Source organism: Amycolatopsis sp. NPDC051758 (assembly GCF_044453095.1).
GTDB lineage: Bacteria > Actinomycetota > Actinomycetes > Mycobacteriales > Pseudonocardiaceae > Amycolatopsis.
This window is the reverse complement of record NZ_JBITCJ010000008.1, coordinates 245,164-270,996: the sequence shown is the minus strand read 5'-3', so window position 1 is coordinate 270,996 and position 25,833 is coordinate 245,164. Positions and strand designations below refer to the sequence as shown.

General features: G+C 66.6%; 25 protein-coding genes and 1 tRNA gene. 17 read left to right on the top strand and 9 right to left on the bottom strand.

All coding sequences use genetic code 11. From position 1 onward, the window contains the following. Positions 1–17: 17 nt before the first annotated feature. Genes ACIA5G_RS34290 through ACIA5G_RS34280 form a run of 3 tightly spaced genes read left to right on the top strand, consistent with a single transcriptional unit; the run spans position 18 to position 2,235 of the window. The gene (locus tag ACIA5G_RS34290) at positions 18–911 is read left to right on the top strand and encodes a LysR family transcriptional regulator (protein WP_395930816.1); all 894 of its coding nucleotides are present in this window, start codon (positions 18–20) and stop codon (positions 909–911) included. A 21-nt stretch (positions 912–932) separates the two neighbouring features. Next, positions 933–1,124: a tryptorubin family RiPP precursor gene (locus tag ACIA5G_RS34285; protein ID WP_395930814.1), complete on the top strand. Its 192-nt coding sequence runs from the start codon at positions 933–935 to the stop codon at positions 1,122–1,124. Positions 1,125–1,182: 58 nt separating this feature from the next. Next, complete coding sequence (locus ACIA5G_RS34280; RefSeq protein WP_395930812.1) at positions 1,183–2,235, top strand: cytochrome P450; 1,053 nt, start codon at positions 1,183–1,185, stop codon at positions 2,233–2,235. Here ACIA5G_RS34280 and ACIA5G_RS34275 read toward each other — a convergent pair. Further along, the gene (locus tag ACIA5G_RS34275) at positions 2,207–2,983 is read right to left on the bottom strand and encodes a cellulose-binding domain-containing protein (protein WP_395930810.1); all 777 of its coding nucleotides are present in this window, start codon (positions 2,981–2,983) and stop codon (positions 2,207–2,209) included. The genes ACIA5G_RS34280 and ACIA5G_RS34275 overlap by 29 nt on opposite strands. Positions 2,984–3,149: 166 nt before the next feature. Between ACIA5G_RS34275 and ACIA5G_RS34270 the strand changes: the two genes are divergently transcribed. From ACIA5G_RS34270 to ACIA5G_RS34250, 5 genes are all read left to right on the top strand, one after another. Beyond that, the gene (locus ACIA5G_RS34270; protein WP_395930808.1) at positions 3,150–3,833 is read left to right on the top strand and encodes an NmrA family NAD(P)-binding protein; all 684 of its coding nucleotides are present in this window, start codon (positions 3,150–3,152) and stop codon (positions 3,831–3,833) included. A 77-nt stretch (positions 3,834–3,910) separates the two neighbouring features. Continuing rightward, positions 3,911–4,090 carry a hypothetical protein gene (locus tag ACIA5G_RS34265; protein ID WP_395930806.1) on the top strand — a complete coding sequence of 60 codons (180 nt, stop codon included), beginning with the start codon at positions 3,911–3,913 and terminating at the stop codon, positions 4,088–4,090. Then, a complete protein-coding gene (locus ACIA5G_RS34260) occupies positions 4,090–5,127 on the top strand; it encodes a CE1758 family FMN-dependent luciferase-like monooxygenase (RefSeq protein ID WP_395930804.1) in 1,038 nt (345 codons plus the stop codon). The genes ACIA5G_RS34265 and ACIA5G_RS34260 overlap by 1 nt, the downstream gene beginning before the upstream one ends. A gap of 28 nt (positions 5,128–5,155) precedes the next feature. Beyond that, positions 5,156–6,799, top strand: a complete 1,644-nt coding sequence (locus ACIA5G_RS34255; RefSeq protein WP_395930802.1) for a BTAD domain-containing putative transcriptional regulator — start codon at positions 5,156–5,158, stop codon at positions 6,797–6,799. An 81-nt stretch (positions 6,800–6,880) separates the two neighbouring features. Next, a tRNA-Leu gene (locus ACIA5G_RS34250) sits at positions 6,881–6,964 on the top strand. Here the strand turns inward: ACIA5G_RS34250 and ACIA5G_RS34245 are convergent. Both ACIA5G_RS34245 and ACIA5G_RS34240 read right to left on the bottom strand, forming a co-directional pair. Then, a complete protein-coding gene (locus ACIA5G_RS34245; protein WP_395930800.1) occupies positions 6,929–8,599 on the bottom strand; it encodes a recombinase family protein in 1,671 nt (556 codons plus the stop codon). The genes ACIA5G_RS34250 and ACIA5G_RS34245 overlap by 36 nt on opposite strands. Before the next feature lie 868 nt (positions 8,600–9,467). After that, positions 9,468–10,526, bottom strand: a complete 1,059-nt coding sequence (locus ACIA5G_RS34240; protein ID WP_395930798.1) for a YaaC family protein — start codon at positions 10,524–10,526, stop codon at positions 9,468–9,470. A gap of 1,136 nt (positions 10,527–11,662) precedes the next feature. On the opposite strand from ACIA5G_RS34240, the gene ACIA5G_RS34235 reads away from it, so the two are divergent. Next, positions 11,663–12,604: a RimK family alpha-L-glutamate ligase gene (locus ACIA5G_RS34235; RefSeq protein WP_395930796.1), complete on the top strand. Its 942-nt coding sequence runs from the start codon at positions 11,663–11,665 to the stop codon at positions 12,602–12,604. Continuing rightward, positions 12,604–13,185 carry a hypothetical protein gene (locus ACIA5G_RS34230; protein WP_395930794.1) on the top strand — a complete coding sequence of 194 codons (582 nt, stop codon included), beginning with the start codon at positions 12,604–12,606 and terminating at the stop codon, positions 13,183–13,185. Before ACIA5G_RS34235 ends, ACIA5G_RS34230 begins: the two co-directional genes overlap by 1 nt. A gap of 694 nt (positions 13,186–13,879) precedes the next feature. On the opposite strand, the gene ACIA5G_RS34225 is transcribed toward ACIA5G_RS34230, so the two are convergent. Together ACIA5G_RS34225 and ACIA5G_RS34220 are read right to left on the bottom strand one after the other, a co-directional pair. After that, a complete protein-coding gene (locus tag ACIA5G_RS34225; protein ID WP_395930792.1) occupies positions 13,880–14,302 on the bottom strand; it encodes a DEAD/DEAH box helicase in 423 nt (140 codons plus the stop codon). 90 nt (positions 14,303–14,392) lie between these two features. Beyond that, positions 14,393–14,572: a hypothetical protein gene (locus ACIA5G_RS34220; RefSeq protein WP_395930790.1), complete on the bottom strand. Its 180-nt coding sequence runs from the start codon at positions 14,570–14,572 to the stop codon at positions 14,393–14,395. 415 nt (positions 14,573–14,987) lie between these two features. Between ACIA5G_RS34220 and ACIA5G_RS34215 the strand changes: the two genes are divergently transcribed. The 3 genes from ACIA5G_RS34215 (at position 14,988) to ACIA5G_RS34205 (ending at position 18,223) form a co-directional block, all read left to right on the top strand. Continuing rightward, positions 14,988–16,262, top strand: a complete 1,275-nt coding sequence (locus ACIA5G_RS34215; RefSeq protein WP_395930788.1) for a pentapeptide repeat-containing protein — start codon at positions 14,988–14,990, stop codon at positions 16,260–16,262. Beyond that, positions 16,262–17,593 (top strand): phospholipase effector Tle1 domain-containing protein, encoded by a 1,332-nt coding sequence (locus ACIA5G_RS34210; protein WP_395930786.1) that lies wholly within the window; start codon positions 16,262–16,264, stop codon positions 17,591–17,593. Before ACIA5G_RS34215 ends, ACIA5G_RS34210 begins: the two co-directional genes overlap by 1 nt. Before the next feature lie 339 nt (positions 17,594–17,932). Then, entirely contained in the window at positions 17,933–18,223 is a 291-nt protein-coding gene (locus tag ACIA5G_RS34205; RefSeq protein ID WP_395930784.1) for a hypothetical protein, read from the top strand. A gap of 55 nt (positions 18,224–18,278) precedes the next feature. Here ACIA5G_RS34205 and ACIA5G_RS34200 read toward each other — a convergent pair whose 3' ends face one another. Genes ACIA5G_RS34200 through ACIA5G_RS34190 form a run of 3 tightly spaced genes read right to left on the bottom strand, consistent with a single transcriptional unit; the run spans position 18,279 to position 19,615 of the window. Beyond that, positions 18,279–18,527, bottom strand: coding sequence for a hypothetical protein (locus ACIA5G_RS34200; RefSeq protein WP_395930782.1), 249 nt, complete (start codon positions 18,525–18,527; stop codon positions 18,279–18,281). Then, positions 18,524–18,922, bottom strand: a complete 399-nt coding sequence (locus tag ACIA5G_RS34195) for a helix-turn-helix domain-containing protein (RefSeq protein WP_395930780.1) — start codon at positions 18,920–18,922, stop codon at positions 18,524–18,526. Before ACIA5G_RS34195 ends, ACIA5G_RS34200 begins: the two co-directional genes overlap by 4 nt. Before the next feature lie 30 nt (positions 18,923–18,952). Beyond that, the gene (locus ACIA5G_RS34190; RefSeq protein ID WP_395930778.1) at positions 18,953–19,615 is read right to left on the bottom strand and encodes a hypothetical protein; all 663 of its coding nucleotides are present in this window, start codon (positions 19,613–19,615) and stop codon (positions 18,953–18,955) included. A 187-nt stretch (positions 19,616–19,802) separates the two neighbouring features. On the opposite strand from ACIA5G_RS34190, the gene ACIA5G_RS34185 reads away from it, so the two are divergent. Together ACIA5G_RS34185 and ACIA5G_RS34180 are read left to right on the top strand one after the other, a co-directional pair. Beyond that, a complete protein-coding gene (locus tag ACIA5G_RS34185) occupies positions 19,803–20,375 on the top strand; it encodes a hypothetical protein (protein ID WP_395930776.1) in 573 nt (190 codons plus the stop codon). 372 nt (positions 20,376–20,747) lie between these two features. Further along, complete coding sequence (locus ACIA5G_RS34180) at positions 20,748–21,149, top strand: hypothetical protein (protein ID WP_395930774.1); 402 nt, start codon at positions 20,748–20,750, stop codon at positions 21,147–21,149. A 6-nt stretch (positions 21,150–21,155) separates the two neighbouring features. On the opposite strand, the gene ACIA5G_RS34175 is transcribed toward ACIA5G_RS34180, so the two are convergent. After that, on the bottom strand, positions 21,156–24,152 hold the full coding sequence (locus ACIA5G_RS34175) for a DEAD/DEAH box helicase (protein ID WP_395930772.1): 2,997 nt from the start codon (positions 24,150–24,152) through the stop codon (positions 21,156–21,158). A gap of 687 nt (positions 24,153–24,839) precedes the next feature. Between ACIA5G_RS34175 and ACIA5G_RS34170 the strand changes: the two genes are divergently transcribed. Continuing rightward, positions 24,840–25,295, top strand: coding sequence for an FRG domain-containing protein (locus ACIA5G_RS34170; protein WP_395930770.1), 456 nt, complete (start codon positions 24,840–24,842; stop codon positions 25,293–25,295). After that, positions 25,292–25,756, top strand: coding sequence for a hypothetical protein (locus ACIA5G_RS34165; RefSeq protein ID WP_395930768.1), 465 nt, complete (start codon positions 25,292–25,294; stop codon positions 25,754–25,756). The genes ACIA5G_RS34170 and ACIA5G_RS34165 overlap by 4 nt, the downstream gene beginning before the upstream one ends. Positions 25,757–25,833 lie beyond the last annotated feature (77 nt).

Sequence of the window (25,833 nt, the reverse complement as noted above, 5' to 3'; positions counted from 1 at the left end):
GTTCATAGACGGGATCGATGATGCGGGACTTCGACCTGAACCTGGTGCGCACGTTCGTGCTGCTCTACGAGACCCGCAGCGTGACCGCGACCGCCGAGTCCCTGCACGTCACGCAGCCGACGATCAGCTACAGCCTGCAGAAGCTGCGGCGCCGGTTCTCCGACGAGCTGTTCCGCCGCACCGGCGGCGGCCTGGTGCCGACGACGACCGCCCGCGCGCTCTACGAGCCGCTGCACAGCGCGTTGTCGGAGATCGAAACGGCGGTCAGCGGCGCGTGGTCGTTCGACCCGTCGACCGCCCGGGCGGCGTTCACGCTCTGCCTGTCCGACCTGGGGGAGATCTCGCTGCTGCCGCGTCTGATGGCGGCGCTGCCCGTGCGGGCGCCGGGGGTGACGCTGACCGTCCGCCCGCTCGACGTCGACCGCGCCGCCGACCAGCTCGGCCGTGGCGAGATCGACGCGTTCATCGCGTCCCCGCTGATCAGCTCCCAGCGCGTGGCGCGGATCCCGCTGTTCTCGGAGGGCTACCTGGGCATGGTGTCCCGTGACCACCCGCGGCTGGGCTCTTCGGTCGGCTTCGACGCGCTCGCGGCGGAACGCCACGTGACGGTGTTCGGCCCGACCGGCCACGACGGCCCCCGCCGCGCGCTGGAGGCGCACGGCCTGCTCGACCGCGTGGTGCTCGAGGTGACGCGGTTCGCGGCCCTGCCGTACCTGGTCCAGGACGGCGAGCTGGTGGCGATGGTGCCGCGGCTGGTGGCGGAGGTCTTCGCGGCCGAGCACCGGGTCCGGCTGTTCGAGCTGCCGATGGACGTCGAGCCGGCGCAGGTGTCGGTCTACGCCCGGCACCCGCACGCCCGCAGCCCGGCCCAGTTTTGGCTTGTGACATTCATGCGTGAAGTGCTCGGCTGATTTAACACGCATTTTTCACGGGTGCCCTTTTCCCGCCGAAAGATCTGGGCCGAACGTGTAGTGCTTCGTGCTCAACCGATCCAGCGCTGCCTAGTGTCGATCACGGTCCTGACAACCGAACTAGGGAGGAATCCGGTGAAGCTCGTCCGTCTGGTGAAGAAAGCGCTTCCCAAGAAGAGCCTGAAGGCTTACGCCTGGTACGGCTGGATCTGATCACCGCGGCCGGTCCCGGTCACCGGGACCGGCCCGTTCCCCTCGAGGAGTGCCGAACGTGGTCATCGCCCCCGCCCGCCGCGAGGTCGTCTTCGCACCCCGGCTCGACCGGCTGCTGCACGAGCACCGCACCGACGGGTTCTTCCGGCTCGAGCCGGACACCGTCGGGATCGCGGACCCGGACCTGATGGACGCGGTGCTCCGCGCCCGCCCGGCCAACGCCGAGGAGCGGCCCACGTTCAAACCCGTGCTGGGCCGCCAGGTCACCCGCGCCGAGTCCGCGAGCCTGATGCAGGCGCTGGGCGCGGACGTGCGGGCGGCGCTGAAGCGGCCCGCGGACCGTCCCGACCTCACCGGAGCGTGGCCGGCCGTGCCGCACGACTACCTGCGCCGGTTCGTCTTCGGGCCCGAGACCCGCCGGTTCCGCGTGCTCGTCGACCGCCGCCTGGAGCTGACGCCGAAGCTGACTTGGTCGGCCGTCGCCGCCGGCGCCGCGCTGGTCCGCCCACCGCGGGAGGACACGCCGCTGTCCGTGCTGGCCCGGCAGGTCCTGGCCGCCGACGACTTCGCCGAGCGGCGCTTCCGGATGTACCTCTACCGCCGTGTCGCCGCGCCGATCTGCTTCACCGTGGCCGCGTTGGTGACCAGCGCGGTGTGGCTGGGCGCGCCGTTCGACGACGACGTCCCGAACGAGCACGTCATCAACGAAGCGCTGCGGCTGCTGCCGCCGTCGTGGAACGTCCTGCGTGTCCGCTCGCCGGAGTTCACCGAGGTGGACGCCCGGATCACGGCAGGCGACGACGTCCTGCTGCTGCCGCTGCTGAGCCACCGCTCACCGGAGCTGTGGGAGGCGCCGGACGAGTTCCGGCCCCGGCGCTGGGCGGGGCTCGACGCCGACCGCCACCGGGGTTACCTGCCGTTCGGGCACGTCAGCGAGCGCTGCTGGGGCCGGCACCTGGTGCTGCCGCTGGCGAGCCGCCTGCTCGACGTCGTCCGCGCCGAAGGCCTGGTCCCCGACCCGCGGCGCACAACCGCGCGGGTCGAGCTCGACGGGTTGCTGGAGCCGTCCGACGTGAAGATCGTCAGGCCGCGTCGCAGCGGGAGCCGTTGAGCGCGAACCCGCCGGGTGCCGGGTTGCCGCGGTCGATTGCGCCGTTGAACCCGGTGGTGACGCTCGCGCCCGGCGCGAGGGTCGTGTTCCACGATTCGGCGGTCACCGTGACCTGGGCGCCGCGCTGGCTGTACTTGCCGTCCCAGCCGTGGGTGACGCGCTGACCGGCGGTGAAGGTCCAGCCGAGCGTCCACGGTGACAGCGTGCCGCTGCCCTTGTTGGTGATGGTGACTTCCGCGGTGAAACCGTCGTTCCACTGGTCCTTCACGACGAACCGCACAGCGCAGGTCGCGGCGGGAGGCGGCTCGGACTTCGGTGCGGCCACCGACGAGGTCTGCCGCAGCACCGTGGGGCTCGGCGTGGGAATCGGCGTGGGACTCGGCGTCGGTGAGGCGGCCGTCGTGGTCCGCGGGGTCGTCGTCGCGGGCGCGAGCAGCCCCGGCGCCGTCGCCTCCTGCCGCTCCGGCGAGCCCTCCGACGTCACCGCGATGAGCACCAGGCTGCCGAGCACCACCACGGCGCCGCCGAGCGCGGAGATCCACCGGATCCGCCGGCCGGCCCGTTGCTGACCGGCAGCGGCCTCGCGTGCCCGCTGCTCGAGCCGTTCGCGGTAACCCTCGCCGGTGTCGTCTTCGCGGGTCCGCACGTCCGGCGGCTTCTCGCCGAGTGACCGCGGCGTCGCCCCCGTCTCCCGGAGCAGCTCGCTGACCGAGATCTCCTCGTCCCGCCGCCGACCGGCGCGCGCCATACGCGAAACCTCCCGTTCTGCGGCCCGACCGGCGAATCCTAGGAATCCGGAGCGGTCTTGTAAACCGTGTGCACGCCGCGTGCATCCGCCGTGCACAAGACGCTGACACCGCGGCGGTTTCCTGGGCTGGTGGCCGGACCACCCGGCCGGACCCCAGGAGGTTCAGATGACCGACAGGAAAACCATCGCCGTGGTCGGCGCCACCGGCCAGCAGGGCGGCGGGCTCGCCCGCGCGATCCTCGACGACCCGGAGCAGCGGTTCACGCTGCGTGCGCTCACGCGGAACCCGGACTCCGCGGCCGCGCGGGCGCTGGCCGCACGCGGCGCCGAGGTCGTGTCCGCCGATCTCGACGACGAAGCAAGCCTGACGAAGGCGTTCGAGGGCGCGTACGGCGCCTACCTCGTCACCGCGTTCTGGGAGTACAACTCCGTGGAGCGGGAGCACCAGCAGGCCCGCGCGATGGCCGCGGCGGCCAAGGCCACCGGGCTGCGGCACGTGATCTGGTCGACCCTGCCGGACACGCGCCTGCACCTGCGCGACAACAGCGTGCCGACGCTGCACGAGCGGTACAAGGTCCCGCACTTCGACGGCAAGGCCGAGGCCGAGGCGTTCTTCGTCGAGGCCGGCGTGCCCACGACGTTTCTGTCCACGACCTTCTACTTCGAGGCGTTCGTGGACTTCTTCCGCCCGGTCCGCGACGACGACGGGGTGGTGGCGCTGCACCTGCCGATGGGCGACCGGCGGCTCCCAGGCATCGCCGCCGAGGACATCGGGCGGACCGCGTTCGGCGTTTCCTCCGCGGTCCCGAGCTGGCGGGGGAGACGGTCAGCATCTCCGGCGAGAACCTGACCGGCGAGGAGTATGCGGCAGCGTTCTCGAAGGAGCTCGGCACGGAGGTCGTCTACCGGCCGGCGGGGGTCGAGGACGTGCGTTCGTCCGGGGCGCCCGGCGCCGACGACCTCGCGAACATGTTCTTCTACTACGCCGAGCACGAGAGCGTGTTCGCCGGCGCACGCGACCCGGAGGCGGTGCGGCGGCTCAACCCGCGGCTGCAGGACTTCGCCACCTGGCTCGCCGAGCACCACGACGCCTTCAAGGGGCTGTGATGCAGTTCGGGATCTTCGGGGTCGGGGACATCGCCCCCGACCCCGTGACGGGACAGGCGCCCACCGAGCACGAGCGGATCAAGCGGATGGTCGAGACGGCCGTCCGCGCCGAGGAAGCCGGCCTCGACGTCTACGCGACGGGGGAGCACCACAACCCGCCGTTCGTGCCGTCGTCGCCGACCACGCTGCTGGGTTTCATCGCGGCGCGCACCAGCCGGATCACGCTGTCGACGTCGACGACGCTGATCACCACGAACGACCCGGTGAAGATCGCCGAGGACTACGCGATGCTGCAGCACCTCGCCGACGGCCGCGTCGACCTGATGCTCGGCCGCGGCAACACCGGGCCGGTGTACCCGTGGTTCGGCAAGGACATCCGCGACGGGATCGCGCTGGCGGTGGAGAACTACGCGCTGCTGAGGCGGTTGTGGCGCGAAGACGTCGTCGACTGGTCGGGCAAGTTCCGCACGCCGCTGCAGGGCTTCACGTCGACACCGCGGCCCCTGAACGGTGTGCCGCCGTTCGTCTGGCACGGCTCGATCCGCAGTCCGCAGATCGCCGAGCAGGCGGCGTTCTACGGCGACGGGTTCTTCCACAACAACATCTTCTGGCCGGTCGAGCACACCCGGCGGATGATCTCGCTCTACCGCGAGCGCTTCGAGCACCACGGCCACGGCCCGGCCGACACGGCGATCGTCGGCCTCGGCGGCCAGGTGTTCATGCGGCGCCGCTCCCAGGACGCGATCGCCGAGTTCCGGCCGTACTTCGACCACTCGCCGATCTACGGCCACGGGCCGTCGCTCGAGGAGACGATGGCGCAGACGCCGTTGGCGGTAGGCAGCCCGCAGCAGGTCATCGACCGCACGATGCGGTTCCGCGAGGACTTCGGCGACTACCAGCGGCAGCTGTTCAACGTCGACGGCATGGGCCTGCCGCACGCGGCGGCGCTGGACCAGATCGACCTGCTGGGCGCGGAGGTGGTGCCGGAGCTGCGGAAGGAGTTCACGAGGTTGCGCCCGGCGCACGTCCCGGAATAGCCGTTGACCGGCGCGGGTTGCGCTGTGCGTGACGGGATCACTGCGGTTCGAGGTGCTGGGCCCGGTCCGCGCGTGGCGCGGCGACGTCGAGGTGGAGTTGGGGCCGCCCCAGCAGCGGGCGGCGCTGGCGGTCCTGCTCCTCCAGGAGGGCACGCCGCTGTCGCCGTCCCAGCTGGTCTCGGCCCTCTGGAGCGGCGCCGAGCCGAGGGCGGCGGTCGGCATGGTGCGCTCGTACGTGTCCCGCCTGCGGCAGGCGGGCGTCGAGATCGAGTCCGTCAGCGGCGGCTACGCGCTGCGGGACGCATCCCTGGACGCCACCGAGTTCCAGCACCTGATCCGCACCGGCGAGCCCCGCGCGGCGCTGCGCCTGTGGCACGGAACGCCCCTGTCGGGCCTGACCGGCGACTTCGCGGAAGCGGCACGAGTCCGCCTCTCGGAGCTGCGGACAACAGCCCGCGAGGACGCGGCGGCGGCCGACATCGAAGCCGGCCGCCACACCGAGGCGATCTCGGACCTGACCGACCTCATCGCTTCGGAGCCGCTGCGAGAGCGCCCCCGAGAGTTGCAGATGCTGGCCCTGTACCGCTCGGGCCGCCAGGCGGAAGCCCTAGAAGTCTTCACCCGCATCCAGCGGCTGCTGGAGACCGAGCTCGGCCTGTACCCGGGCCCAGAGCTCCAGGAGATGCAACGCCGAATCCTGGCCGGCGAAGCAGTGTCGTCGTCCCACCCCACGCAGCTGCCCCCCGACCTGCCGGAGTTCGTCGGCCGGGAGTCCGAAAAAGCGGCACTTTCAGCCTGGCTGACCCGCCCCGGAGCGGTGATCGGCATCGAAGGCCTGGCCGCGATCGGCAAGACAACACTGGCGGTCCACGTCGGCCACACCCTGGCCGACCGTTTTCCGGACGGCCAGCTGTTCCTGGACCTGTCAGCCTCCCCGGACCCGTTAGCCGAGCTGCTGCGCGGCATCGGCGTCCCGAACCCCCCGACGTCATCAAGCGAGCGAGCGGCCCTGTGGCGCACGCGCACAACGGGTCTGCGCCTGCTGGTCGTCCTGGACAACGCCCGCGACACGGACGCGGTCCGCCCCCTCATCCCGGCCGCAGGCGCGGTGATGATCACAGCCCGCAGACGCCTGTACGGCCTGGCCCACTGGACAAAGTTGAGCGGCCTCAGCCCAGCGGCGTCAACCGAGTTGCTGGAACACCTGGTCGGCGCGGACCGCATCCACCACGAGCCGGCGGCGACCAGTGCGCTGGTAGCCCGCACGGCCGGTCTGCCCCAGGTCCTCCAGGCGGTGGGCGCCCGCCTGACATCCCGCCCGAGCTGGACGATGGCCGAGGCAGTGGACCGCCTGGGCCGCCCAGCCCCAGGCTCACCGGTGATGCCGCCGGAGTGCGGCGCGATCGAGAAGCCGTACGAATCGGCGCTGGCCGAGCTGTCCCCAGCCCAGGCGAGAGCATTCCGCCTGCTGTCGGACACCCCGGAGATCTCGATCCCGGCGGCGTCGTCAACGTTGGGCCTACCCCTGGGCGACACGGCCCTGTTGTTGGAGTCCCTGGTGGACGCGCACCTGCTGGACCCATCCGGCACCGATCGTTACCGCTACCAGGAGCCACTGCGCATGTTCGCCCGCGGCCAGGTCGTGGTGGCTGAATCGATGCAGAACGTTTGATCTTCCCAGATGCGGGGCCCGGTCGGATCCGGCCCCCCTGCGGGAGGGTGCGAAGACGCCGTAGTACTCTTTCTTCAGCAGGTCCGAGTGGCGGAATGGCAGACGCGCTAGCTTGAGGTGCTAGTGCCCTTAACGGGCGTGGGGGTTCAAGTCCCCCCTCGGACACTTACCATAACCCCACCAGTGCGGATCGAGATTAGCCTCGATCCGCACTTGTCGTTTACCGGGGTGGTAGGTGGCCTGCAGCTGTAGCTGGCGGTAGACCTCTCGTTTGCGGACGGGGTCGGCATCAGCCAGCACCTTCCTGATGTCACCGAGCCGCTCGACTAGTTCGCGGATCTGGTCCTTGGTCAACCGCTCCTGCTTTGGCTTCACGTTGACGCGCGCCTTCGCTTCGGCTCGTCGGGCCTGGGTCTCGGTGATCCATCCGGTGACCAGTTGGACGTCGGCTCCGGCTTCAAGAGCGGCGCGGTGCCTTTCGAGCGCGCGTTCGCATTCTGCGATGACCTTCTCGGCGGCCGCGGCGGCGGGATCGACGTCGACGTCGGGCTGCGCGGCGTAGAGGGCATCGATGGTGTCGTGCAGCCGATGCGGGGCGAAGCTGGTGGCGAGCCAGCTGTCGATGGGGCCGAGCAGGTCCCGTTCGGCCAGATAGACGTTGCGGGGGTGCTCGGTCTTGTTCGCCAGCCCGTATTCGGTGGGGTAGCGGCAGCGGTAGAACGGCCGCTCGTGGTTGCGCTGGCCCTGCATCCGTCGGCTGCAGACCCCGCAGTGCAGCAGGCCACTGAGGACGTAGGGATGACGGGTGCGGGTCCGTTCCCGGGTCTTGCGGCCGGCGCCCTTGGCCGCGGCGATCTCCTGAGCGCGCTGGAACGTCTCGACATCGATGATGGGCTCGTGGACCATCTGCTCGGAGAAGATCCACTTGTCGCGGGTGTTCCAGCGCATCTTGGTCTCATGGCCCAGTCCGACGTCTTCGACGTCGATGAGGACCTCGTCTTTGCGCTGCTTGTTCCAGACCTGCCGCCCGGTGTAGCGGGGGTTAGTGAGGATGACGGCGACCGCGCCCTTGGCCCAGGCGACGCCGGTGCGGTGACGGTTACGGGCGGGGTCGTTGCTCGAGGGGGAGAGGATGCCGTCGCGAGTCAGCGCTTCGGCGATGGCGAACTTCCCGCGGCCACCGATGTACTCGGCGTAGATCCGCTGAACGACAGGCGCGGTATCGGTATCGGGCTCGAGCCGATGCAACCGTTTGCCTTCAGCGGCTTTGGCTGGGTTGGGGTGCGGTCCGGCGTCGGCAAGTCGGTAGCCGTAGGGCGGCCGGCCACCGAGGAAGCGGCCTTCGACGGAGGCTTGGGCGGCCATGGCGGCGCGGACGCGGATCTTGATCCGGTTGCGTTCGCCCTTGCTCATCCCGCCGAAGACGGACATGACGAGGTCGTGGGCTTCGGACTCCGGCTCGATCGCGCCGCCGACCTCGGGCACCCACAGGCCGACGCCGTAGTGGACGAGGACGGGGAAGGTCAGGCCGTACTGGTTGCCGTAGAAGGCGCGCTGGGGTTCTCCGATGACGACGGCGTCGAACCCGCGGTCGGGTTCGCGCATCGCCGCCAGCAGCCGGATCGCCTCGGGTCGGCGCTTCCACGGGATCGAGCGGGACTGCCCGATGTCGAAGAACTCCGTGACGATCTCGCCGTGCTTGCCGACCAGGGCTTTGGCTCGGGCGAGCTGCCAGTTCCGGGATGCCTCGGGGTCCTGCTGGTCCTCGGTGGAAACCCGGCCGTAGAACGCGAACCGCATGATCAGGCCGCCTTGTCCGCGTCGAGCAGCAGTCGCAGCAGAGCGCAGGCGGCACCCGGCGACAACTGCGGCGGGGACGCTGGCAGCAACACCGTCGGCGTAACGTCGCATCGACGTCCAGGTCGAGGCCGACTACCAGCGGCGTCCTGGCGTGTCGGCGGTCGTGACCGGCGCGGTGCTGGGCTTGGTCGCGAAGAGGTGTTCGGAGGAGTCGTCATGTTCGCCCCAGGGGTTGGTCGGTGTGCACGGATCGTCCACGACACCGTCGTAGTTGCCAGAGGGGAAGTACCTACTCAGGTCGACTTTGACGGCGCTTGTCTCGCCGACCAACTCCGCTTGAGAAGCAGCAAGGAGACATCACGACGCCAAGTTGTAAAGGTCATCTGGTTTGATGTCGCCGCTGTCCAGCGCCGCCGGGTGGTCGCCCTGGTCCGGAACCCATCGCCATTTCGTCGCCATCCGACAACGGAGCCCTTGCTTCGCGACGATAGCCGGGGCCTCTGACCTGCGTGTTCAGGTGGTTTGAGGGGCCCTCGCTACCGGGTGACCTCTTCCGTATCAGGGAAGTGCGATACACGGCTCGACTAGGAGAACGCGTACTACCGCAGGTTGGGCGCTTCTGTTCCTTCCCGGCGGAGCAGCTTCGGCCCCGATCCCGCAGGTTGTCATCGCCGGGCGATCGCCATGAATGCGGATGGCCGATGTATAACGCGTGCTCAGGTTAGGCTGGTCCGGGTGACCACGCTCCGGCCTATGAACCGGTTGAACGTGGACGGCAGCGGTACCAGATCGGAGGAGCGAACGGTCGCTTCTTCGAACCGAACGGCGCGGCCCGCATGAAGGTCGGGTTGGCCGGCCTGCAGGGCGCTCAGGGCCTCAAGCTCGTGAGGATTCGGGCGGGTAGCCTCTCCTCGGCAATATCGAGGACCTGTTCGAGGGGTACTGCCATTTCCGAGCGGTCGAGGTCGACTGCCTCGGACCAGGCTGCTGGCTCGTACCGGGTGAGACTCGACAAGCCGAGGAGCAACGCCCACCAGAGCATGAGCGGGTGAGGAGATGGCCCACCGGCGACCTCGGGCAACGCGAAGCCCAGGAACTGGCGGGGTACATCGTGACGATGTTCAGGATCGACCTCGACGATCGACACGAACTCGCGCATCCGGCCCCAGAGCACGCTCGGCGTCGTCACCCGTGGGCAGCTGAGTCCGATCGCCGCCAATGACATGCCGTCGAACGCGGTCGTCCGGACGACGATGTCGGTGCCACTGGCTTTTTCAGGGCCTATTACGCCCTGCTTGACACCGAACGCTGGTCGAAGAGACGGGTAGTTGTTGAGCGCGGTTGTGACCTCGGCTGCTGTCTTCCCTGGCACATCGACCGCCGTCTCAACCATCCCGTGCGTTTGAAGCTCGCGCTGGGCATAGCCTGGATCTGATCCTAGAGGACCTTGCATGGTCCCTAGCGGAATGGTGATCGGACGTGGCCAGGCACCAGTGGCCGCCGGAAAGTGGACCTCTCGGAGGTCCGGATTTGCGGCCCACAGCGCGCCGAGCGGTACCGAGGAGCTCAGAGCGGGTGATCCGGTCGCCGCGGCCGTACCTTGAAACGAGTTCTGGGCACCGGATGCGGGCCTCACGACGCTGTCGAGAATGCGGTCAGCTTCCGATCGAACACTGAGGCCGTGTCCATGCAACTGCCATGGATCTGGTAGGTGCGCGGCCGCGATCGCTCGTCCCGCCTGGCTTAACGCGTAGAACAACGGCAGCGCTTTCGTGGCGTAGCTGGCCGACGCGGCGGCTTCCGCGAGTTCTTCGGCCTGACGCAAAGCTGCGACGAAGGCCCGTCTGCGGTCGACATCGGCTGTGGCAAGGCCGGGGGGTGTTGCGCGGAGAGCTCGGATGTCCTGCCAAGACGTTAACCGCGTCATCGTGGCATCCTTACACGATCGAATCCGAAGACGTTAGACCCCTCACTGCCAGTGCGTTTCGACCTGCGTGCTGGCCGACCCGGCTACCTGCGGCTACCCGTTGAGTCGCCGGTCGGAGGAGTCAGGCCACGACGCCCAACTGTTAGCCATCTGGTTCGACTGCGAGGCTGTCTACGCGGAGTGGCCGATCTCAGTCCGAAGCCGATCGCCATTTTCATCGTCATCCGACCGCGGAGCCTTTGCTGTGTGACGAAGGTTCGGGACGTTGACCTGCGGTTCAGGTCCTGCGCTGCGGCTGGCGTGGTCGCGGGATGACCCCTTCCGTATCAGGGAGAGCAATGCGCTGTTCGAGCAGGCAATCGCCTACTTTCTGCAGGTCAGCGGCTCCGGTGGTGCCTCAGGAGGGTGGCTTTGGCGTCCTTGCGCCAGGTTCCTAGGCCGGCCAGCCGGGAGCGTCGGTTTCGATGGGATTCGGACACCTTTGACATATAGTTCGTGACTATTTTGCCAGTCGTGGGCGCAACTGAATTTACGGTTCTTCGCTGTCGTGAGCATCCTCGGTCTGGTCGACCGCGTCGAGCGCGGGAGAACCTTGCCGACCCGGTGCACCTGCAGCGCTCTCATCGATCTGGCCTGGTTGCTAGCCCGGGCGTTTCCGCAGGTCAAGGGATTCGTCTAATCTATGGGTAAACTAGTGGAGGTCAACTACATGGATGTCTACCAGCTTTTTGGTGAGCGAGAACCGGAGTCGGCGCTGAAGTCGTCCTGGAAGGTGTTGGCGACTGAGCGGACGTCTCCTGCGGCAAAGGAGTCTCGAGAGACCGAAACCAGAGTTGTCGAAACGGGGGACGAAGGAGGTCGCGGCGCTCTGCTTGGCCAGGTCGCTCCCTGACGGGTAGTGTCGAGATGAGTTTGATCACGCCGACGTCCGCGACGTTCACTACGCCTCGCAGGGAGGAGCGCAGCATGGACCTGTACAGACATCTCGCAGAAGTATCGGGCCAGGAGCTCGAGGTGCCGTCTGGACGGCAAAGGCGGGCTGTCTCAGCCTCGTACAGCACCGAGACAATCACATTGACGGCCGAGACGGCCGATGGTAATGATCGTGCGCGAGTCCTACTTAGCCAAATCGCTCCGTGATCTCAGCCGCGTATGCGATCATCATCGGCGATCTCAAAGATCCCCACGTCGAAGCTGTAGTCGAGGCGTTGCCCACGTCCGGCCTCATAGTCTTAGACGCCGAGAGTATTTCAAGCGTTCTCTTGAGTCTTGATAAATCTGGCATGCTCCTGGCAGATGTCCGCGGTAATACCTGCCGTGTCAGTGTTGATAAGCAGGTCCGAGGCTGGGTGCGAAGACTGGCGCCGGCGGGTTGGGATCATGGCGTTGTACTGGGCAGTCACGCGAGCGCTGTTCTCGCATCGAGGCTAGCATTGCTGGCTTCGGTGCTTCGCGACCCGACTGTGAAGTGGCTGACGGCGGTCGACGACCTATTTGCAGCAGAAAATAAGATTGTGCAATATCGGGCGGCTCTCGCAGTAGGGATTCGAGTGCCGGACTTTATTGTAGACGGTGCCTCGTCCAAACTTGGTGAAAAACTGGGTGAACCGTTCGTTCTGAAGCCGCTGGGGCCTGGAAACTTTGTCGATAGCGACGGGCGGCAGAACGTCGTTTTTGCTCGCTCTGTTCGGGTTGACGATCTTGAAGAGGTTGACTTGCTCAGTGCGCCATTTCTTGCACAACGCATGGTTCGAACGGAGCGTCACTTTAGGGTTGTGACAGTTGAGGACAAGGTTTGGGTTGCTGAGTTGGAGGCGGAAGAATTGCCGATGGACTGGCGAGCCCATGCGCCAGCGCATCACTCCTTCCGAGGAATCTCGGGTTGCTCTGAAATTGAAGGCGCGGCGACGAAGTTGGCTGCAACACTTAGGGTGGGATTCAGCTCCCAAGATTGGGTTCTCGACCACGACGGGCCAGCTTTCCTGGACCTCAATCCCGCAGGTCAATGGCTCTTTCTGCCTAGTGCGACCTCCGAACCAGCAACTGCGGCTTTGTCGGAATGGCTGCGAGTTGATTGATGAAGACGATCAGCGGTCGTTTAGCTGAGGCACGCCTGTATCTCTTTTACGTCTATGCTGTCCTTCGGCCTGGTATTCGAGTGCCGACTTTCACTTCTCCGCCGGACGGCGAGACCACGATGGTGGGTCTTTCGGTAGAGGACCTGAAACTCGTCCTGGAAGAAGGGCGGCGCGCCCTGGATCAACAAGAGATAAATCTGGAACGCATTCGCTCTCGCGCCTCTACGTCGCTCACGCTTGGACTTGCAGAAATCGCAGCACTGTCCGCTTTGGCGCCGCGTGCATTCGCGAAGGGGCCTGTCATTACGATCCTGTGGTGTGTTGGTGCGGTCGCCGTCATTCTTGGTATCGGCGGCGCCGTAGCAGTGCTGACTGCGCAAGCAATCATGGGATCCATAAATCCCCGGCAAGTTGCGGCCACATCGTCACCCGTATTGCCTCATCTCGTGCAAGAACTCCTGCGATCACTCGGTGAGAGTGAAGTTACAGTACGCACGAGACTCACCGTATTTCGAGATGCTATCTTGCTGGAAACTGTGAGCGCACTACTGCTAGGCGGAATATGGCCATTCACTCGTTAGGTTCTGCTGGGTGTCAAGTGTTGTGAGTTGGAGGAGATATGGCCCTCGATCTCTATGGTCTACTGGGTGTGTCGCCGGTACATATGGAAACTATACAAGAACTTGAAGAGTCTGCAGCGGTAACTCATACAGAAGCGGTCGAGACCGTGGATAACGATCGGGCTTGCACGCTTCTTGGCTGTGTCGACCTCTAGGGTGCCGGCGTTCGGCGCGGCGGGCCCAGCTGTGCTCGACGGCGGTCGGCGGCTGCAGCGCGGAAGGCGCCGGCGAGTCCGTGCCGGTGGTTCAACTCGGTGTAGAAGACGTTCTAGAACGGGGCGAACTGAACTGGCCGGGATGCGGTGGCACGTGGCCAGGCTCGAGGACGTCGAGGTCCCGGAGAAGAAGCACGGGGGTTTCGCGGGCGGTGGCCTCGTACGCCTGGTGGAAGGCGTTGATCTACGTGCGTTTGCGGGTGGTCTTCGCCTCGGTGGTGTTGCGGGAAGGGACGTAGGCGCCGAGGTTGGTCCGCAGTCGGTGTGCACCACCTTCCGGCCAGCCGGGCCGGTAGGTATGTCATCGCCGCGCTGATCGAGTCCACTGGGGACTCCGTGCCGCAAAAGCATCGGCCGGACCCGCTCGATGACCGCTGTCGAACTTGCGTTGGCGAATGGCGGGTACGTCGTTGACCAGCGTGAACAGCGTAGGTGACCCCTCACTGCTTCTGGAAGGTGGTGATCAGGATGGCGCGGCTGGCGAGGAAGGCCGGGTCTTCATGCCGCTCGGCGGTCGCCAGCCCCAGCCGCGCGGCCTCCTCGCGCACCCGCGCCGCGAGGTAGTTGTCGGGGGCGAGGTAGACCGCTTTCCCGACACCCTCGTTGAGGGTGTTCTGCGCGATCAGCAGGCCCACCACGGTCTTGCCGCCGCCGGTGTTCTGCTTGATCACCACGTCGCGGTCGTTCTTGCGGGCGAACCAACCCTCCAGCACCTCGCCTTGCTCCTGGCGCAGGTAGGAGTAGGACAACGGCTTGTTCGGCAGCTCCGCGAAGATGTCGCGCGGCTGCACGAGCAACTGCTGGCCGGTCGAGCCGATCCGGGGCCAGTCCAACGACGCGAGAGCGTCCTCTCGCCAAGGCAAGACGTCGAGGTTACCGGGAGCGAAATGGTAACCGGTCGGCTGCATCTGCTGTTGCCCTCTCGGCGGATGCAGCCTGAACAGGGAAAACGATCACGACCCGCGCCAGACGGTGCGCGCGAGAGCCAGAACCGGCGCGAGGTCGAGCTGCCGGGCGCGCACCGGTGCGGCCCCCACGACCGGGCCGAGCTGCCTGGCCGAGTCGAGCGGCAGGCTCGCGGTTTCGGCGTACTCGTCCGGGTCCGCACCGGAGGTCCGGTGCGACTCGATCAAGCTGTGACCAGTGCCGGGCGCCGGCCGACCTTGGTTTGCACGCCCGCTTTGCCTTGGCGAGCATGTCGCCCACCGCCGAGTCGGAGAAGCCGTACACAAGGTCGGCAAACGCACCGTTTCGCAGCTGCTCCGCCGGATACGCCGCCATCCTGAGGAACCACCGGTGCTCCCGCAGGATGGGCACCAGAGCAGGCTGAACGGATGCCGGAACGCGAGGTGGGCTGCTGCCCTCTTCGGCGCCGAGCGGTAGGCCGAATCCTTAAAGATCATTTCGATCGCGGACTGTCCCACCGCATCCAAGGAATTCCATGACCTACGAGCGTCGTTGCCCGCCATCAGCTCGGCCCGGTCACCCGGGACCTTGTAGCGAACTCCCACAACGGGACGACTTCCACATGTGGACAGTTTGCGGCTGATGTCGCGGCAAGCCGCAGGGCGCGGGCTGGTGGTCGGCGTGCTTGTTCTCCTGCTGGCCGCCTACGTGCTGGCGGTGGTGAACGCCCCCGCTCTGCTGCTAGACGAAGACCAGCTGCGCACGACTCCGGGCTTCAGTTTCGGCGACCGGCTGGCCGCGGAGCACAACGCGCGTGTGGTACTGGCTTCTCTCGGCGGTGCCCTTGTCGTCGCGCTGGGGCTGCTGTTCACCGGGTTCAACTACGCGCTGGCCCGCCGGGGACACGTCAGCGACCGGTTTACGACCGCGCTCGAGCGGATCGGGGCCACGGAAGAGTACGTCCAGTCGGCTGGCTTCCGTGCGCTGCTGCAGATTAAGCGCGAATCCTCGGCGCATCGCGACGAGGTCGTCCAGGTGGTCCTCGCCTACATCCGGCGGCACGCGAGGGCCGGGACGAACGACGTCTGGACCGGCCTGCAGGGGGTGGCCTCTCCCGATCACCTCCACGAGGCGCTCACCGTACTCAGGCTGGGGCCCGCCACGTCGAGGCGTGCCCGAACTGAGCTGGATCTCGCGCGCATCTCCTACCCGGGGGCGAACCTGCGGGGTGCCCGTCTGCGGGAAGCGAACTTCCGTCGGGCCGTGCTGGAAGGAGCCGACTTGCGGGAGGCCGAACTGATCAGGGCCGACTTCCGCAACGCCCTGCTGCTCGGTGCTCGCCTGGAGCGCGCCCGACTAGCCGGAGCCAAGGTCGGCGCCGCCGATCTCACCGAGGCGAAACTCCAGGAAGCCGTTCTCACAGGCGCGTCGATGGTCAAGGCGGTGCTCCGCTCCGCGGACTTGCGGTTCGCCGTGCTCGTCCGAGCAGAACTGGGCTTCGCCGACCTGCGGGATGCCACCATGTGGCGGGCGAAGCTGATCAAGGCGAAACTTCCGGGCGCCGTCCTCGAATCGGCGCAACTCAACGAAGCCTGGCTCACGGAGGCGAACCTCAGCGCGGCCCGGCTCTCCGGCGTGAACCTGACGCGAGCGCGGATGCGGAGGTCTCAGCTGGACGCCGCCGATTTGAGCTCGGCGAATCTCGCGGGTGCGGACCTGAGGCAGGCGAACCTTTTCAAGGCGGACCTCGATTCAGCCGACCTGCGGCAAGCCGACCTTCGCGGCGCGAACCTCGACAGCGCGAACCTGCGCGCGGCGAATCTGCGTGGCGCGGACCTGCGCTCGACCGGCGATGTGCGGCCGAACTGGCGATCGTCGTATCGGCGACTGCGTCGCGCGCGCCAGGGAAACATGTGATGGCCCGGAAGCGGACGAACCTGCGAGGCACGAACCTGAGTCATGCCGATCTTCGCGACGCGGACCTGCGCGGTGCGTGCCTCGACGAGGCCGACCTGACGGGTGCCAACCTCCGTCGCGCGGACCTGCGAGGGGCTAGCTTCGCCGGGGCGGTTCTTCGCGGCGCCGATCTTAGTGACGCGATTCTGGACCCGGCTGCCTTCTCCCGTGCCGACATCGAGGGTGCGCGGGTCGACGGAACCGCCCTGGTGGCCCTGCGCTCTGAAGATCCGATCGCCGAAGACGCCGGTCCCGCGAGCGCGGCGCGGCTGCCGGAGCGCGAACCTGCCGATGCCGTCGGAATCGGCCCCAAGCGGCTTGTCGTGTGCTGTGACGGCACGTGGGAGCGCCGGTCCGAAGCGCCCACCAACGTGGCGAAAATCTTCCGTTCGGTCGCGGCCGGCGACGCGGTCGGCCGCGCGCAGCTCGTGTTCTACAACGAGGGCGTCCGTTCGCTCTTGGGTGGGCTCTTCGGTTGGCAGGCAGGGGCGAGGCAAGTCTGCGAGGCGTACGCTTTCCTGGTCCGTAATTTCTCGCCGGGCGACGAAATCTTCTTCTTCGGCTTCAGTCGCGGCGCTTACGTCGCGCGCAGTGTCGTGGGACTGATCCGCAACTGCGGCATACTCCGGAACGAGCACGCCGACCGCATTCCGGAGGCGTATGCGCTTTACCGCGGCCGGACGATCGACACGGGCCCGGACAGTGTTGCGGCGCGGACCTTCCAGCAGCACTACTCGAACGAAGCTCGGGTGCGTTTCATCGGTGTCTGGGAAACGGTAGGCGCGCTCGGTGTCCCGCTGGCCGGCTTGCGGAAGCTCTTGATGCTCGGTCGTCGGAACCAGTTTCATGACGTTTCTTTGTTGTCGATTGTCGAGTCGGCGTTCCAGGCGCTGGCCATCGATGAACGCCGGGCGTCGTACGTGCCGGCGCTGTGGCAGGTCGCGGACTGGAACCAGCAGCTTGTCGAACAGGTCTGGTTCTCCGGCGCGCACGGCGATGTCGGGGGAGGCTACGCCGAGTCCGGCTTGAGCGACATCACACTCGCCTGGATGGCAAGCCGGGCGAAGGCGATGGGTTTGCAGTTCGACGCTGGCGCTTTCAATTCCCTTGAGCCCGATCCACACGGCCACGTTCACGAATCTCAGTCGTCTTGGAGTCGGCTGTTCGGGTCGGCGCGCCGCACGATAGGTGTGGAGAGCCCAACAACAGAATACGTTGCAAGTTCGGCGCTCGAAAGACTCGGTGCGGACGCCCATACACCCGATCTCCGGGTGATGGAAACCGCTAGCTGAGTACGGCACCGGCGCGGCCCGGCCCTTACTCGACGCCGACGCGTTCCCCTCGGGGCCAGCGTACGGGACTATCGCACGCACCATTACATCTCATACGAGATGTTTCTTGCTGGCGTGGGCACTGCGCGCCCGAACACCAGTCGTTGTAGAACGAGACCATCCGCGGACGTGCGCGGTGGTGACCGCGTCCATAGCCAAGGCGGTCAGCTCCGGCGGCGGCATGCGCTCGACGAGCGCCACCGGAACGTTCAGCGATCCAGCTAGCGCAGCAGGTCCAGGGCCCCCGGCCGCTGGTGGCCGGGGTGACCAGCTGCGAGGGCAGGCGAGGAAGAGCGAGGGATGACGCAGACGACATCGCGGCAGGTGGTCGAGCCGAGCGCCGACGGCAGCTGGCTGATCGTCGACCGCGGCGAGGATCGTACCGGCCGACGCGCGATCGAACGCTTTGCCGACGAACCGACCGGCGGCCGTGAGGCCGGCGCGCTCGTGCAGCTGGAGGACCTCGCCGCCGCGCTGCCCGCCCGGGACCGGGACGAGGGCTTCGGCGCGATGTTCGCTGCCGCACAGGAGCGCGGCCACGCCGGCGACGCCGTGCACGACTTCGACCATCTGCTGCCGCCGGGCGCCTGACCTTGGCTGGCTGCTGGACCGGCGTCGCGCCGCCGCGTCGGGTGTCAGCGACCGATCATCGCGGCGAACCGGACAGCGTCGCCGCCGCCCTTACCGCAGCTGAGGCAGTGGAGGTGCCGAGCGCCGGGCGGACGATGAATGTCGGGGCCGGGGATCGGCAGAACGGGCAGTCGCCGCGCAGCCGGTGACCGGCGTGCGGCTCCAGCAGCACGTAGCGAGCGACCACCACGACGATGTCACCCGGATCGTCCGAGGCCGAATTGACGGCGTTGGTGGCGGGCACGCGAAGGATGCTGGCGGTCACGCTGGCTCGTCGTCGGACCGGTCTGCCTCGCCGCGTTCGTTGGTGCGCGGAAGCTTTGTGCGGAAGAACGCGGCCTTCCCGGCCGATTCCCGGTCCGCGAAGATGCCGTAGGAAGCAAGGAGCGCGTCCTGCTCCTTCCGGTTCAGCCGTGTCGACTGCAAGATCGCCCGCTCTACGTCGTCACAGATGTCGTACTGCCGGTCAATCAGGGCGGTGACGTCGAGATCTAGGACGCCCGCCAATGCCCGAAGCTGCTCGAACGACGGCGTCTTCTTGCCCTTCTCCCAGTTGGAGACCAGGCCCTGAGACACCCCGACCGCGTCGCCGACGTCCTTCTGTTGGAGCTGCTGGCGATCGCGGGCGTTGCGCAGGTGCTCACCTAATGAACTTGTCATATCGCGATATTACACCCACATGAGTCGCGGTCAACCCGCCGGTCTGTCGCTCTTGGACACTTCGTGTTCGAGGGCCAACGTGACCGTCGGGCCAGGCCATCCACCCGGCCACTCCTCGACCGCTCGCGGGCGCCGGAACTGCCACCAGCGGGTACGCAGCTTCTTCGCATAGCCGAGATCGCGTCGCGCGACCTGGACGAAGTCCTTCTGTGCCTCGCCGAGCTTGAGCATCCACTGCCTGGTGTGCTCGATCTGGGTCGCGCGCTCCGGGGCCTTCTTCGAGGTCGGAAGGACCGCGAACAGCTGGCCCAAGATCGCGCTGATCTCCTCGGCGGCCGCGCGCGGCTCCGGATTCCCGACCAGGCGGATCTCCGACAGTGCCGCAAGGTACGCCGCCATCGACTTCCGCGCGTCAGCGGTCTGGTGGATCGCGGTCGTGGTGTGTCGAAACGCGAACAGCTCCGGCCGCTGCATCACTACGGCGATCTCGCCGAGGTACATGTGCCACGTCATGAGGTCGCCGGTCGCGACCAAAAGTCCCTGGTAGGCGCGTCGGCGGTCGTCCTTGCTCTTCGCTCCCTTGTCCCGTCCGGGAGGGATGATCGAGAACACGGCGTGGCCGGCCTTCAGGCTGGTGGCAATCTCGCCGCTCACCTTCGCGATCTCGTCCACGGGCACGCCGAACACGTTCATCGGCACATCCAAGTCCACCGCGGAGATCGACAGCGGTAGGCGCGGGTCGCGTGTCGACCGTCACCACGACTGCGGCGATCGACAGATGGTCCGCCGCCGGCCCCTGGCCGGCTCAACCCGGCGAAGTGGGGCGCAGGACCAGCGTGTTCCCCTCGACCGCTACCGAGCGTCAGCTAACGTCTGGCCGATGAAGGACACGATCGTCGCTGCGCTCGCGGGCGGCGGGCTCACCCTGCTTGGCGCAGTGGCGACGGCCGGTTTGACGAGCCTCCGTGAGCGCAAGAACAGGTCGAATGTCCACTTGTCACGCCTAATTGAGCGCCGATACGACCTCTACCTGGCCTATCTGGACGTCATGACGCGCAACGCCTCACTCTTTCGCGGCGAACAGGACCCGCGCACGCCTGACATCGATGCCCTCTACGTGGAGCTGGCGCGCCTTGAGGAAGACATGCAGGTGTTCGCCAGCCGCATGGTCCTCGACGCATTCGAGGAGTATCGCGAGTGCATACGGAAACTCGTCTCGTGGAACGACGCCGATGAAGAGGAACAAGCTCTTCTGCTTGAGCTCGAACGAGCCGTCCACACGCTGTCACTCGCGGTGGTTCGCGAAGATCTGGGCATCGAAGGTTTCGAACCGAGGTGGCGTGGACGCCGCGTCCGTCGTGCCGCGAAGCTCTTCACGCGGAGGATGGAGCAGAACACCCTTCTGCCAGGTCCAGCCGACACCAAGGCGAGGCTGGACTCCGACCAGCCGTAGCGCGACGCCGCACTCGTCCTGCTCGCTGATCGCGTCCCGCAGCACTCAATGACCATGCGCCACGGCGCCCTTGCTCGGCTCGCCGGTCCGGTACGCTACCCCACCCGATCAGGTGGCTAGTCGTCCGGTCCCGCATCTTCAGCGTGGCCGGCGTCCGCGTCGGTGGCGAGGCCGCGCTGGAGGGCGGTTGTGTCTGACAGCGGCGGGACGACGCCCCACGAGTGGCCGTGCGGCGCGCCGGCGCCATGGACGTGGGTCCCAGCGTGTGGGCGCGATCGCCGACGTGCCGGCGCCGTCGAGGTACTGGGTAGCCGGTGGGTGGTGGTCGTGAGCTAACGGCGATAACCCTGTCGGGCTCGCTACGGTCGTGGTGTGACGTTGCTGGGGTTCTTGGAAGACGACGAGTACCAGCCCGAGTACGGAACCTTGGTGGTTCGCGGTCGTCACGCCGTGGACGGGTTGGAGCCGCTGGAGAACGAGCTGCTCGGCGAATTGGCGACCGAAGCTCTCTCCGGTACGGTCGCGACCGCGGGGGACGGCTGGGTGCACGGTCATGCCGGCGACCCGTTCCAGGCCGTACGCCTCGAGGCCCACGACGCGCCGCCTTCGGTGGTGGTCGGCGACACGCGGTCAGAATGCCCTGGTGTCGGGGAAGATCCGGCGCTTGTCCGGGCCAGAGATGTTGGCGTTGAACTCCCGCTTGCGGGAGGACGCGCGGAGATGGACCTCGTGGCCGGTGCGCGGGCAGGTGTAGTGGACCGATCGGTGTCGTGACCTTTGCTAGCCGTGGCTGCCTTTCTCGGGCAATGGACTGCCGTAGACGATGAGGTCGGCTGCGAACTGGGTGACGTTCTGCAGGGTGTCGCTGAGAATGGTCTTCACATTGGACGACGAATTGACCCTGCTGGTGATCAGCCCCGGCTGGACGATGACGACGGTCCAGTCGATCTGCCCTCGCCCGGTGAGCCAGAGCGCGAACAGATCGTCGAGCTGCCCCGTCAGTCCGGTCAGCAGGCTGCTCCCAGAGCTGAGCCGGTCGGTGAGCCGCCGGGCGAGCCGGGATCCGCTCAGCCACGCCACGCTCCGGCTGGCTTGGGCCGCGACTTCGTAGAGGTCGCCGACCCGGACCCCAGGGAAGTTCTTTTCCGTGTACTTGAGGTGGACGAGTGAGACCGGTCGGCGACCGCCGGATTCCTTGCCGATGGCAATCAGATCGGCCACTTCACCGGCGCGGTCGTCGTCGATTACGAATTCAATCGTGGGTTCTTCGGTGAACCGCCGGGCGGTGTAGGTCTTGATGTTCACCAGTCCGTCGCGAGGTGTCTCCGCTTCGCGTCTGATGTCGACCTTCTCGAACGGCCACTCCTTCAGGACGTCGGGGCCGAGATCGTCATAGCTCGTTTGCGGCTGAAACTTGACAGAGCCAACGCTGCTGGTGCCATCCGCGTAGAACACGGTGGGCAGGAACTCGGTCAAGAACTCGGACATCGGTGCTTCGATCAGCGCGCCCGGCTCGACTACGCGCAACTCGGGTGTCGTGTACCCGTGGACTCGCCCGTTGAGGTCCTGGTTGCCTCGCCAGGCCGGCACGTCGTCGATGACCGCGCACAGCTGGAGGCTGTCGTCGGCTACACGGCTGACGGTAAGGATGACTTCTTCGAGGGCGTGCAGCCGGTTGTCGGCGAAGGTGCGGATTTGCAGTCCGGTGCCCAAGAGTGTCGGTTCCCACTGCGCGAGGTACGGACCTGGGGGGAAGCTGTCGAGCCGTCGCGGGCTCAGCAGGGCGAGGCCGGGAAGGCCAGCGGGCGATGTGTCCGCGGCCGCGTGCGCCAGGTCGCCGAGCCGCAGGCACCAGTCCCGGAACGCCAGCAGTCCGACGTGGTCTGGGCTGAAGACCTTGGCGCGACCGTAGGACACACCGAGTGAGGTGATGCTTGCGGAAGGTGGTTTCTTCCCGTCCGCGACCATGTCGGCGGTGACGATCATCGGATCGTATACGCGCGCGATCCCGTGGCCCGTTCCGTAGGAGCGTGTCTCCGCGGGGAGCACCGCGTCGCCGACTTTGGTCCCGGCCACTGTTCGGTAGGCGGCGAGCCGACCACCGGCGGCGCGCGCACTCCGCATGCCGACCGAGTGGTAGTTGTCCACGGCAAGGCTGTTCATCAGCCGGTCCAACCAGATCGGATCGATCATTCGCGGGGCATCGACGTTGAGCGCTTCAAGCAAGTCGGCGACCGTTTTGTCGCGAGTTCCGTGAACGAAGACCAGTCCGCGTTTCCGGTGGTGGACGGCGACGTGGATCTCGTACCCGAAGCGGTCGAGCGTGTCGGCCGCGAGCCAGTCCGGACGGATCAAATGCTCGGTGACCACGACGAGCACCTGGCCGTCGGCGTCGCAACCTTGGTAGACGACGTCGCCGTCACCCAGCTTCGCCAGGCTCGTGCGGAGGTCGAGGAGATCCTCCCGGACTCGGAAGACCTGGACGTCCTTCCGGGGGTGGATACCGGCCAGGCTGAGTGGTTCAGTCGGTTCGGGATCGAAGGAACGAAGATATTCCCGCCGGCGCGCTTCGTCGGCGACGGCGGCGTCGGCCAGCGCCGGAACCAGGGTGGCCCACGCGACATCGCTGTTGTAGAGGTCCCTGGTCTCGTCGTTCACGTCTTCTCGGATCGCGAGTAGTCCGGCGGGCAAGAGGCGGGTGATGCGGCCGAGGAATTGCAAGGTCGCCGGCAAAGTCGAGTGTGGCCGGTGGTACGCCGCTACCTTGAGCCGTGGCATGTCAAAGCCTTCGCCGAGAACTCCGACGCTCACCAAGCCATGCAAAAACCCGTCCTCGACCTGGCGCAAGGTCTTACGGGCTTGGGAGATGGAGGTTTTCGCGGTGATGAGACCCATCGGGGCGCCCAGGCACCTATAACGCTCCACCAGGTCTTCGGCGTGTTTCACGCTGCTGGTGCGAGCGATGATCTTGCTCTCGCTGCGAGCGTGCTGTGGCGATTTCACACGGGTGATCGCCGCCGTGGCCAGTGCGGTGTCGCGTTCCTCGGCACCCGCGTGGGGAGCGACCTCGACGGGGTGGAAGTCGATGGGCGAGAGGACTTGGTCGGCGAGTGCTTGGGTGAGGCTGTAGGTGTAGACGGGAGTGGCAGGCAATGGTTGCTTATCGCGTCGCATCGGGGTGGCGGTGAACAGGACCATCGGCGCCGGTCCGAGCGACCTGAGGAGCTCGAGGTAGGTGTGTGCGGGGGTGTGGTGTCCTTCGTCGAAGACGATCAAGTCGAAAAGTTCCGCTGGTGGGTCGACGATGCTTTGGTACGCGGGTGACAGCACGTTCGGTGTGCCGATGACGACGTCGAAGGCGCGGAGATCCTCCCACGCACCCTCCTCGCTCAGTCTCTTGCTCACGGCTGTCGTTCGCGGGCCGGGAAGCCCTTCCTGGACGACTCCTGTGCGGCGGAGTACGCGCAGCAGCATGAACTCCGTCTCGAGCTGGTCGCGCAGCAACCTCGACGGGGTGACGACGAGGATCCGTTTACTGCCAAGCAGGAACGGCAACAACGTCATAACGGCACTCTTCCCGCTTCCGGTCGGCATGCTTACCAATGCCGCGTCCTGACTGGACGTGAAGTGCGCGGCGACCGCGAAGGCAGCACCGAGCTGGGCTCGGCGGAGAGTGCCACTGTCTTGAGACTGGCTCACCATCCTCAGTGGACCGGGGATGGTCAGGCGAAGTGACGTTTTGTGGTGTTCGAAATACGAGCCGTCTTCGGTGTCCATGGCAGACTCACAGTGCGTCGAGTGCTTTCCCCATGAGTCGGCGGAGCCGGTCAACTTGCTACTGTCCGGATTGGAGAGACACCCTTTCGGGTGAATTTCTGTCCGGATGCTTGCGGTTGACCGCATATTGCATAGGGCTATCTGGTGTTCGAAGGCGGCGCGCGAAACGTGCTCTCTTCACAGGCGCGATTTCGTCCCCGACCAGCGAGCTCCGCTCTGGTGCCGTCAGTAGTGAGCTGCACTCGCGCGCCCAGTATCCGGCCACTACAAGCAGGCGTCGGGTACGGGGGGAGTGATAAATTGAGGTTCTGTCGTCCGCGCCAGGGCCGCCGGTTTGCGTTCGTCATCGATTTGGACGGCCAGTGCGACGTTCGACCTCCACCCCCCTGGCTGCCTGCTCGGCGTCTGTGTCGCGGAGGGCGTGGTCGACTTGCGCCGGCTCACGGGCACCCGGGCGTCGGCTTGATCGTTACGTTGGTAAAGCGACCACGGCGCCATGCTCCTGCGAAGATGCGGAAGCGCTCGAGCCCGCGTGCAGCGCGACGGCCCCTGAGATGCTTGTGCTGGCCGGGGATGGAACCGAGGTACCGATGCGGCGATTCGACATGGACGACGTCCGGTAGTGACCTTCGAAAGCGCGGTGGAACTCAAGATGTCGCAGAGCGCAACCATCGGTAGGGTGGGCGTATGAAGCCGCCGGCGTTCGATGACTGGCTCAGCCACGAGTGGGGTCTTGAAGTTAAGACACCGCATCAGCTTTTCAGGATCATTAGTCATATCGCTTTGCTGGGGCAGGACCGCACGTACGCATGGCGAGGCCAGAACGACGCCTCCTGGGATCTGAGCGCGTCGTTGTTTCGAGAGATTAGGAACAAGGGTGGAGAAGTCACGGAGGAACGAGTCCGTGCTCGAGAGTTGGAGATCCTGGAGGAAGCGCGTCGTTGGGGGCTCGGCCGTGACCTTGGATCGTCTGCCACCGATATGCACATGCTGGCGGTTCTGCAACACCACGGCGTGCCGACGCGCTTGCTCGACGTGACCGCCAACCCGATGACCGCGCTCTGGTTGCGACCGAAGAGCATGCACCTGGGAAAAACGGCAAGGTCCGCCGGAGTCCGGGCGTTCTGTTCGCTATCGATGTGACCGACACGACGTGGTACGAGACATTTTCGCACGGGCCGCAAACCCAGACCTGGGCTAAGGTGTCCGACCCGCTCAGCGGTCCGTATGAGGAAGCGTTGAGGAAGTCGGCAACGGATAAGGAGATCTTCCGCGCATTTCCGGCATTGCCGGACGAGCGGATGAAGGCGCAGGAGGGATTCTTCGTCGGCAGTGCTGTACCCAAGCGGCATACAGCGCCGGGTGTAATGGGATTCAACCCGACCGGCAAGGCGCCGGGACCGGCTAGACTTGCCAAGCTGCTCAGCGTCGAACGAGGGCGAGGGCGACCGACGAGCCTCTCGTTCTGCGCGATCGTTATCACCGCCGCCGTGAAAGACAAGATCAGGGATCCGCTCAAGCACACTTACAACCGGCGGCGACGTGTGCTGTTTCCGGATGTCGATGGGTTCCGCGAAGGTCTCCTTCGTGGGCAGCTGGACTAACGTGGTCTCGCCGCCGGAGGCGATGCGCGGAAGCCGCGCGCAGGTCGCTGCCAAGCGCCGGACCTGGCCACGATGCG

Excerpts from the sequence above, each read along its gene's own strand:
- ACIA5G_RS34215 (WP_395930788.1), top strand. The coding sequence starts at position 14,988 with ATGTCGCGGCAAGCCGCAGGGCGCGGGCTGGTGGTCGGCGTGCTTGTT.
- ACIA5G_RS34290 (WP_395930816.1), top strand. The coding sequence starts at position 18 with ATGATGCGGGACTTCGACCTGAACCTGGTGCGCACGTTCGTGCTGCTC.
- ACIA5G_RS34275 (WP_395930810.1), bottom strand. The coding sequence starts at position 2,983 with ATGGCGCGCGCCGGTCGGCGGCGGGACGAGGAGATCTCGGTCAGCGAG.
- ACIA5G_RS34260 (WP_395930804.1), top strand. The coding sequence starts at position 4,090 with ATGCAGTTCGGGATCTTCGGGGTCGGGGACATCGCCCCCGACCCCGTG.
- ACIA5G_RS34205 (WP_395930784.1), top strand. The coding sequence starts at position 17,933 with ATGACGCAGACGACATCGCGGCAGGTGGTCGAGCCGAGCGCCGACGGC.
- ACIA5G_RS34240 (WP_395930798.1), bottom strand. The coding sequence starts at position 10,526 with ATGACGCGGTTAACGTCTTGGCAGGACATCCGAGCTCTCCGCGCAACA.
- ACIA5G_RS34210 (WP_395930786.1), top strand. The coding sequence starts at position 16,262 with ATGGCCCGGAAGCGGACGAACCTGCGAGGCACGAACCTGAGTCATGCC.
- ACIA5G_RS34185 (WP_395930776.1), top strand. The coding sequence starts at position 19,803 with ATGAAGGACACGATCGTCGCTGCGCTCGCGGGCGGCGGGCTCACCCTG.
- ACIA5G_RS34175 (WP_395930772.1), bottom strand. The coding sequence starts at position 24,152 with ATGGACACCGAAGACGGCTCGTATTTCGAACACCACAAAACGTCACTT.
- ACIA5G_RS34270 (WP_395930808.1), top strand. The coding sequence starts at position 3,150 with ATGACCGACAGGAAAACCATCGCCGTGGTCGGCGCCACCGGCCAGCAG.
- ACIA5G_RS34190 (WP_395930778.1), bottom strand. The coding sequence starts at position 19,615 with ATGAACGTGTTCGGCGTGCCCGTGGACGAGATCGCGAAGGTGAGCGGC.
- ACIA5G_RS34170 (WP_395930770.1), top strand. The coding sequence starts at position 24,840 with ATGAAGCCGCCGGCGTTCGATGACTGGCTCAGCCACGAGTGGGGTCTT.
- ACIA5G_RS34195 (WP_395930780.1), bottom strand. The coding sequence starts at position 18,922 with ATGACAAGTTCATTAGGTGAGCACCTGCGCAACGCCCGCGATCGCCAG.
- ACIA5G_RS34230 (WP_395930794.1), top strand. The coding sequence starts at position 12,604 with ATGAAGACGATCAGCGGTCGTTTAGCTGAGGCACGCCTGTATCTCTTT.
- ACIA5G_RS34245 (WP_395930800.1), bottom strand. The coding sequence starts at position 8,599 with ATGCGGTTCGCGTTCTACGGCCGGGTTTCCACCGAGGACCAGCAGGAC.